The 7,628-nt window shown below is 71.4% G+C and carries 8 protein-coding genes; 2 read left to right on the forward strand and 6 right to left on the reverse strand.

The window, feature by feature from the left end; translation table 11 throughout:
* The coding region (locus MZTS_RS16160; RefSeq protein ID WP_425492754.1) for a virginiamycin B lyase family protein at positions 1-354 on the reverse strand (354 nt) is incomplete at its 3' end.
* 63 nt (positions 355-417) lie between these two features.
* Between MZTS_RS16160 and MZTS_RS16165 the strand changes: the two genes are divergently transcribed.
* Together MZTS_RS16165 and MZTS_RS16170 are read left to right on the forward strand one after the other, a co-directional pair.
* The gene (locus tag MZTS_RS16165; protein WP_012752960.1) at positions 418-852 is read left to right on the forward strand and encodes a MerR family transcriptional regulator; all 435 of its coding nucleotides are present in this window, start codon (positions 418-420) and stop codon (positions 850-852) included.
* Positions 853-1,584: 732 nt separating this feature from the next.
* Positions 1,585-2,943 (forward strand): dihydrolipoyl dehydrogenase family protein, encoded by a 1,359-nt coding sequence (locus tag MZTS_RS16170; protein ID WP_012752959.1) that lies wholly within the window; start codon positions 1,585-1,587, stop codon positions 2,941-2,943.
* Between the two features lie 766 nt (positions 2,944-3,709).
* Here MZTS_RS16170 and MZTS_RS16175 read toward each other — a convergent pair.
* The 5 genes from MZTS_RS16175 to MZTS_RS16195 all read right to left on the reverse strand — a co-directional run.
* Entirely contained in the window at positions 3,710-4,921 is a 1,212-nt protein-coding gene (locus tag MZTS_RS16175; protein WP_012752957.1) for an MFS transporter, read from the reverse strand.
* Entirely contained in the window at positions 4,918-5,157 is a 240-nt protein-coding gene (locus tag MZTS_RS16180; protein ID WP_012752956.1) for a heavy-metal-associated domain-containing protein, read from the reverse strand. Before MZTS_RS16180 ends, MZTS_RS16175 begins: the two co-directional genes overlap by 4 nt.
* A gap of 14 nt (positions 5,158-5,171) precedes the next feature.
* Entirely contained in the window at positions 5,172-5,852 is a 681-nt protein-coding gene (locus MZTS_RS16185) for a cytochrome c biogenesis CcdA family protein (RefSeq protein WP_009866213.1), read from the reverse strand.
* Positions 5,849-6,193, reverse strand: coding sequence for a heavy-metal-associated domain-containing protein (locus MZTS_RS16190; RefSeq protein ID WP_012752955.1), 345 nt, complete (start codon positions 6,191-6,193; stop codon positions 5,849-5,851). The genes MZTS_RS16185 and MZTS_RS16190 overlap by 4 nt, the downstream gene beginning before the upstream one ends.
* A partial coding sequence (locus MZTS_RS16195; protein ID WP_192284631.1) for a heavy metal translocating P-type ATPase occupies positions 6,190-7,628 on the reverse strand: 1,439 nt, incomplete at its 5' end. The genes MZTS_RS16195 and MZTS_RS16190, both read right to left, overlap by 4 nt.

Raw genomic sequence — 7,628 nt, forward strand, 5'->3', positions numbered from 1 at the left:
CAGGGCGCCGTCCGGACCGGCCACGATCGCCTGTGGGCGGCTGTCTTGGGTCGGGATGGGGTATTCGGTCAGTTCGCCGTCGGGAGCGAGCCGCCCGATCCTGTTGCCCTGCTTCTCCGTGAACCAGATGGTGCCACCGGGTCCGACGGCCACGCTTTCCGGGTAGCTGTCGGGGATCGGGAGCGCGAAGAGCCCCACGTCGCCGGCGTGCGCCGGGCCGGTCAGGGCCAGGACGACCGGAAGGCTCCCGAGGCGCAGCGGCCGGAGGCGGAAGCGCGAGATTTCGTCGATCACACTCCGGGCATGCCTGCGCAAGGCCTGGGGGACGCGGGCAATCAAGGAGAATTTCAACACGGCTTTCCCTCCCACCTTGGAGGGGCTAGCATCTGTAGCGACTACAGGTTCAAGGAGATTTGCATGGGCATCGTTCCTGCGTCGCGCGGACGCGCTGCCCTGACCATCGGGGCGCTTTCTGAGGGAACCGGCGTCAACATCGAGACGATCCGGTATTACGAGAAGGTCAAGCTCCTGCCGGCACCGCCCCGGACGGCCGGGAACCAGCGGATCTACGATCGAGCTCACCGGCAGAGGTTGACCTTCATCCGCCGGGCCCGCGAGCTCGGGTTCAGCGTCGAGGACATCCGGGCGCTGCTGACGCTCGTCGACCGCCACGCGGTCACCTGCGGGGAAGTCCAGGGCGTCGCCGACCGCCAACTGATCGCGGTGCGGGCGAAGATCGCCGACCTCCGGCGGATGGAGCGCGTCCTGAAGGACATGACCGCGGCCTGTATCGGCGGCCTCGTACCCGACTGTCCGATCATGGAGACGCTGTTCCAGGACGAGGACTCGTGACGCCTGCATCCGCCGGCCGTATGCTTCGGGCACGCGGCCGGCGGCTTCCCGCCGCCTCAGGTGGCCGACGGCCTGCTCCACACGTGACCGCCAGCAGCGAGCGCGCTCAAACCGGCACCCTCCGAGGCCGGCCGATAGGTTCGCGGGCAGACGCCGCCGAGCCTGTTCGACAATCCAGACCGAACTTCGCATTCACCTCTGGCCGATACGGAACCGAAGAAACTTCCGGCCCGGCGGAAACCTGAAGCTGCTCCAGGTTTGTTGACCATCGTGCGTGCGGCCATCGGCCCATCTTCTGTCGCCGGTCGGGTCAGACGCGGGCTCGTCCGAGGCACCAAGCCGAGCCGGGGCCCGCTTGCGCCTGTCTGGCTGCCGACCTGTTCGGGGAGGTTCCATGCTGTCCGCTCGCGGCCCTTCGCGTGAGGTGGGCAATATCCCGGAACCGGCGCGAGCGCGGGAGTCGCCACCTTCCTCGCCTTCGCCGCGCTTGCCCTCGTCCGCTGTGGCTTGCCCATCCATCCATCTTCCGTCCGACGTGCCACTGGCCTCCGTGGCTCCGTACGAACCGGCGGCCGCAGGTGCCCTTGCAGCGCTCGGGCGGGTCGGCTTCGGCTGACACCTCCGACGGTGCTGCGCCACCTGCGCGCGCAATGCGGGCCGTCCCGGCAGGGCTCGCGACCGAAGAGGAGCTGCCGGTGAGCAGGACATCCCTCGCAAGTCTGGGTGAACGAGATGGCTGGAAGCTACGACTTGATCATCATCGGCAGTGGCACGGCGGCCATGGTCGCGAGCAATCGGGCCTCGGCCGCCGGCCGTAAGGTCGCAGTGACCGACTTCCGGCCCTTCGGCGGCACCTGCGCCCTGCGCGGATGCGACCCCAAGAAGATGCTGGTGACCGGCGCCCAGGTGATGGACGACATCCGCCGCATGCGCACCCGCGGGGTGGTCGCGCCCGAGGCTCGGATGTCCTGGCCGGAGCTCATGGCGTTCAAGCGCACCTTCACGGCCCCGATCCCGGAGAAGCAGGCGAGGAACTACGCCGGGAAGGGCATCGACGCCTTTCACGGCCAAGCCCGCTTCGTGGGTCGGAACGCGGTCGCGATCGCGGGCGAGGGCGTTTGCGAGGCGCGGCACATCCTGATCGCGGCCGGAGCCCGCCCAGCGCCGCTCCCCTTTCCCGGCGCCGAGCACCTCGTCACCAACGAGGAGTTCCTGGAGCTTGAGGAGCTCCCGCCTCGTATCATCCTGGTCGGGGGTGGCTACATCGCGGCCGAGTTCTCGCACATCGCGGCCCGGGCGGGCGCGAGCGTCGCGATCCTGCAGCGTGGCGAGCGCCTCCTGACCCAGTTCGACCCCGAGCTCGTCGGTTGGCTCATGGAGAGCTTCCACGAGGCGGGGATCGACGTGCGGACGCGGCGCGCCGTCGTGCGGGTCGAGAAGGCGGGGCACGGGTACACGGTCCTGACGCGGTCCGAGACCGGCGCCGAGGAGGCGATGGAGGCCGACCTCGTGGTCCACGCCGCGGGCCGAATCCCGGATCTGGAGCCGCTGCAGCTCGATGCCGCCGGCGTCGCGCGGGACGAGCGCGGGCATCTCAGGCTCAACGCGTTCCTGCAGAGCCCATCGAACCCTGCCGTCTACGCCGCAGGCGACGCCGCCCGGACGGGGCCGCCCCTCACGCCGGTATCGAGCCACGACGCCAAGGTTGCCGTGCGGAACATGATCGAGGGCAATCAGTACCGGCCTGACTATCGCGGCGTCCCGAGCGTCGCCTTCACTATCCCCCCGATCGCGAGCGTCGGGCTGAGCGAGGCAGAGGCGCGGCAGAGGAACTTGAGGTTCCGCCTGCGGAGCCAGAGGGTGTCCGGCTGGTACACGGCCCGGCGCGTCGCCGAGCCCACCTACGGCTTCAAGGTTCTGGTCGACGAGGACACCGACCGCGTGCTCGGTGCGCACTTGGTCGGCCCCCACGTCGATGAGGTCATCAACATCTTCGGCCTGGCGATCCGGCATGGTCTCACGGCCGAAGACCTGAAAACGACGATGTTCGCCTACCCAACCGGAGCATCCGACATCGGATACATGCTCTGAACGGCTGCGTTCTCGACGAGCAGGTGAAGGCAGGCGGCCTCGGAGAGCGGGGGCGTGGCTTGCACCCGGCTGCGCCGTCGCAGCCGGACGGAGTCCCGCGGCGCCGCCTTCGTGACAGGCACGTCCACGTCGCTGATCGTCGACGAGGCCGCGACACCCGCCCCTGGGGCTTCGCCTCGCCCGGCCGAGAGTCCCCGACGCTCGCGCAGGTCCGCGGCTTGGCAAACCAGCGCGTGTACGGCGCAGCGGCAGCGAGGATGGCGGAGCCGCTCCAGCGCTTCCAGGGGCTCTGCACCGGGGCCCTCCTGCACGGTACGCTCCTGCTCCGCTTGCGCAGCGGGACTCGGTGCACCCGAGCGGCCCGCCGGCGCCGGTTGGGCCGTCCGCGGTCACCTCAAACTGGGCTGGTGGGCCGTCCCGGCCTTAAGAGGTGTCGAATGCGGGGCACGGCTCCGCTCCGACGCGTTCCGCCTCAGAGACCCTGCCGCCCCGGGACGAGAACGGACCGTCGAGGCTCAATGCGGCTGCCTCGATCGACTTCCATACGTCGGGGAAGCGCGTCCCGTGCCCTGCTCGTCCGCGAAGCCAAGGCATGCCTCGGCCACGCAGGCCGATGCCGACGACGGGTCGGCCGCGCCGGCGAGGGCCTCCAGGGCGCGCATGAGGTGCTCGGCCGCGTCGCGATGTCCCTCGCGGCGCGCCTGCCGGAATGCGGAGAGGATGACGGTGTCGAGGGTATCCTCCTCGAATTCGGGTGTTGGCGTGCTCAGGGGCGTCCTCCTTCGACGGACGGCGTCTCGGGCCTGAAGAGACGCACGGCAGTTGCGGCCAGCGCCAGTTCCGCCGCCGCGAACAGCGCGAGCGTCGTCCCGAACCCGAAGCGGAGCAATCCGCCGAAGAGCAGGCTTCCCAGCCCGAACCCGGTGAACAGCAGGCAGACGTTGAGCCCCATGGCCTGCCCCGGACGTTGGCCCCCGAGCGCGGTGACGACGCCGGCGAGCAGCGGCTGGGTCATGTCGTAGCCGAGCGACAGGACCGTTACCGCCGCCGCAGCCAGGAGAAGCGGCGCGTCGAGGGTCAGAGCTGCCGCCGCGAAGGCCCCCAGGAGCAGCCCGACCGGGAGCAGGCGGCCGCGCCCTCGCCGGTCCGCGATGCGGCCGATGACAGGCCCCAGGAGGAAGCCCGGGATGCCGTAGCCGAGGAGCGCAAGGCCGACCCCGACGGGACCGAGCCCGTATCGCTGCTCGAAGTACAGGCCGAGCCAGGTGAACACGCCGGAGTGGAACATCGAGTTGAGCAGGACGAAGCTATAGGTGCGGCGTCCGCGTGGGATGAGCAGGAGGTCGCGATAGCCGCGGAACAGGTCGGGCAGCCGTGTCCCGATCGCCGTGGCGCCCGGGATGATCCCCCGTGACGGCGCAAGGACGAGCAGGAGCGCGCCCCCGGCGGCGCCGACGGTCAGGAAGAGGCCGCGCCATCCGGCGACCGGTTCGAGCAGGGCGCCGAAGGTCGACCCGAAAGCCATGCCGCCGGCCATGGCGCCGAACAGCCATCCCAAGGGGCGCCCGCGTCGTTCGTAGGGGAAGAGCCGGCCCACGAGAACGAGGCCGAGGGGGACGACCCCGCTCGCCCCCAGGCCGGTCAGGAAGCGCCACGTGGCGAGTTGCCCGACCGAGCTCGCCGTGGCTGTCAGGGCCGTCAGCGCAGCGAAGGCGGCCAGGGAACCCGCCATGACGCGCCAGACGCCGAGGCGGTCCGCCAGCAGCCCGTAGACCAGCGTCGCCGCGCCGTACGGAATCAAATAGGCCGGAACGATGAGCCCGACACGCTCGGGCAAGACGCCGAACCCCTGCGCCAACTGCGGCAGGACCGGCGCGACCATGAACGCCTGAAAGAAGATCACGAACGCCGCTGCCGCGAGCACGCGGAGGAGGCGCTCGCGGTCAGCCTCCGCGGGTTCCGCCGTTCCGGGGATCATGCCTGTACCTCGGCGCCGTCGAACCCGCCATTGGCGAGCGCCGACCGGATCTCCGCGGGTCCGACGCGGGACGGCTCGAAGCGAACGGCGACGTGCTTACGCCAGGCGCTGGCCCTCGCCTGCCGGACACCCGGAATGGCCATCAGCAGGTCACGGACCGTCTCGGCGCAGCCGTCGCATAACATGGTTGGCACGGAGAGGGTGACCTCCGTCAGAAAGGCGGTTTCGTCGCTCATGAGGTCTCCGGGGTTCAGAGCAGGTCCGCGTAGACCCGCGCGTAGTAGGCGCTGACCAGTAGGAGGGCGGCGCCGCTGAGGAGCTGCAGGGCTCGGCCCCAGACGCCGAGGCGGGCCAGGCGGGTGACCGCGCTCCCGGCCGCACCGGCGGCGAGGAAGGGCAGGCCCCGACCGAGGCCGAAGGCGAGGGCGAGGACGACGCCGCGCCCGTCCCGACCCTCCGCGGCCGCCACCGTGAGCAGCAGCAACAGCGGCGCGGCCGAGGTGCCGACGCTGAACACCACGCCGTAGGCGAAGGCGCCGAGCAGGCCGGGGTGGCGCCAGGCCGTCAGCGCTCGGGTGCGCAGGCGCGGCCACCAGAAGGCGAGCAGCGCCGCCGCGAGCGAGACGCCGGCCATGAGCAGGGCCCAGCTCCGGCCGAACGCCTCCGTCGCGAGCGCGCCGAGATGTCCCACCGCGGAGCCGAGGGCGGCGAGGCTCAGGACGATTCCGGCGAAGAAGGACCCGGCCACCTGCAGGCCGGCGCGGCGGGACCCCGCCTCCGAGGCCCCGGCGACGCTGGCCAAGCCGAGCCCGACCGGCAGGGTGCAGGGGCAGACCGCGCTGGCCAGGACCCCGGCAAGGAACGCGATCCAGAGGGCGGCCGGCCCGCCGGCGCCGGTCGCCAGGGGCCGGACGAGATGTTCGAGCGTCACGGCGCCACCACGGGAGGACCGGGGGTGTAGCCGAGGCCCGCGACGGCCGTCCGCACGCGACCGAGCAGGAGGGGTCGGCCGGCGGCGTAGGTGACGCGGAGCGTGCGGCCGACGAAATCGATCTCCGCGTCGGTCACCCCGTCCACCTTCCGGACCGCACGCTTGATCGAGGCGGCGCAGGAGAGGCAGACCATGCCTTCCACCGGGAGGGTCGCGACCTTCAGATCGGAGCCGCGGCGTGACGTGGCCGGCGTGTCCTCTTGGGCCCGAACAGGCCCCACCGGTCCCAGGAGGAGAGCTGCCAGTGCGGCCGCCCCGCTCGAAGAAATCAGGAACCTCATCGCCGACCTCCTTCGATGGCGAGCCCGTTCGTCCCGGGCAGGCTGCCGACGCTCGTGATCGCCCCCAGGAACAGTCCGGGCTGGCCCCAGAGGGAATTGAGGAAGATCGCGGTGACGCTCACCGCCATGGCGACCATGGCCCAGATCGGGTTGATGAGGCCGGTCGCGGCGATCGGGATGCCGAGGCCGTTGAAGGCGAAGGCGAGCCAGACGTTCTGGAGCATCTTGGCGTAGCTGCGCCGGCTGATGCGGCGGGCGAGCGGCAGCGCGGCCAGGCGGTTCGACAGGATGATGATGTCGGCGGCCTCGATGGCGATGTCGGTGCCCCCGCCCATGGCGATGCCGACATCGGCCTGCATCAGGGCGGGCGCGTCGTTGATGCCGTCGCCGACCATCGCGACCTTGGCCGTCGCCTGGAGGCGCCGCACGGTCTCCGCCTTGCCGTCGGGCATCACCCCCGCGTGGACCTCGTCGATGCCCGCCTCGGCGGCAATCCGGCGGGCGGCCCGCTCGTTGTCACCGGTGAGCAGGACCGTCCTCACGCCCTCAGCCCGCAAGGCCGCGACCGCCTGCGCCGCGTCGGACCGCAGGCTGTCGTCGAGCGCGAGCAGACCCAGCAGGCGATGGTCCCGGCTGACCACGATGACGGTGCGCCCGGCCCCCTCCAGGGTCAGGATGCGCGCTGAAGCGGGCGCGAGATCGATGCCGTGGCCGGCGAGGAAGGCCGGGCTGCCGACCAGGACGTTGCCCGCCTCGGTCTGGGCGACGATGCCCTTGCCCGGGACGGCCTCGAACGAGGTCACGTCCGGGGGCACGGCGCCGCGAGCGAACGCGGCCTTGACCACCGCCTGCGCGAGCGGGTGCTCGGACGAGGCCTCGGCCGCGGCGGCAACGGCGACGAGATCGGCCTCGCTCCCGGAGAACGCCTCGACCTCGCGGACCGCGGGCCGGCCCTCGGTGAGGGTCCCGGTCTTATCGAAGACGACGGTGTCAACGAGGCGATAGCCCTGGAAGGCCTCGCCGGTCCGCATCAGGATGCCGTGCTCGGCGGCTTCGCCGGACCCCCGCACGATGGAGAGCGGTGCCGAGATCCCGACGGCGCAGGGATAGCCCATGACCAGGACGCTCAAGCCCGCGAACACGGCCCGCTCGATGTCGGGTTCGCCGCCCGCCAACCACGAACCGGCGAGCCAGCCGACGAAGGCCAGCGCGGCCACCGCGAGCACGGTCGGGGTGTAGACCTGCAGGACGCGGTCGACGAGGTGGAGCAGGCCAGGCTTGAGGGCGCGGGCGTCCTCGACCTCGCGCACCACCTTCTGCAGGAAGCTGCCGGCCCCCACCGCGGTTACCCGCACCAGCAGGGTGCCGGTGCCGTTGATCGAGCCGCCGATGACGGCGTCGCCCTCCGCGCGCTCGACCGGGATCGGCTCGCCGG

The organism is Methylorubrum zatmanii (assembly GCF_014845115.1).
Taxonomy (GTDB): domain Bacteria; phylum Pseudomonadota; class Alphaproteobacteria; order Rhizobiales; family Beijerinckiaceae; genus Methylobacterium; species Methylobacterium zatmanii.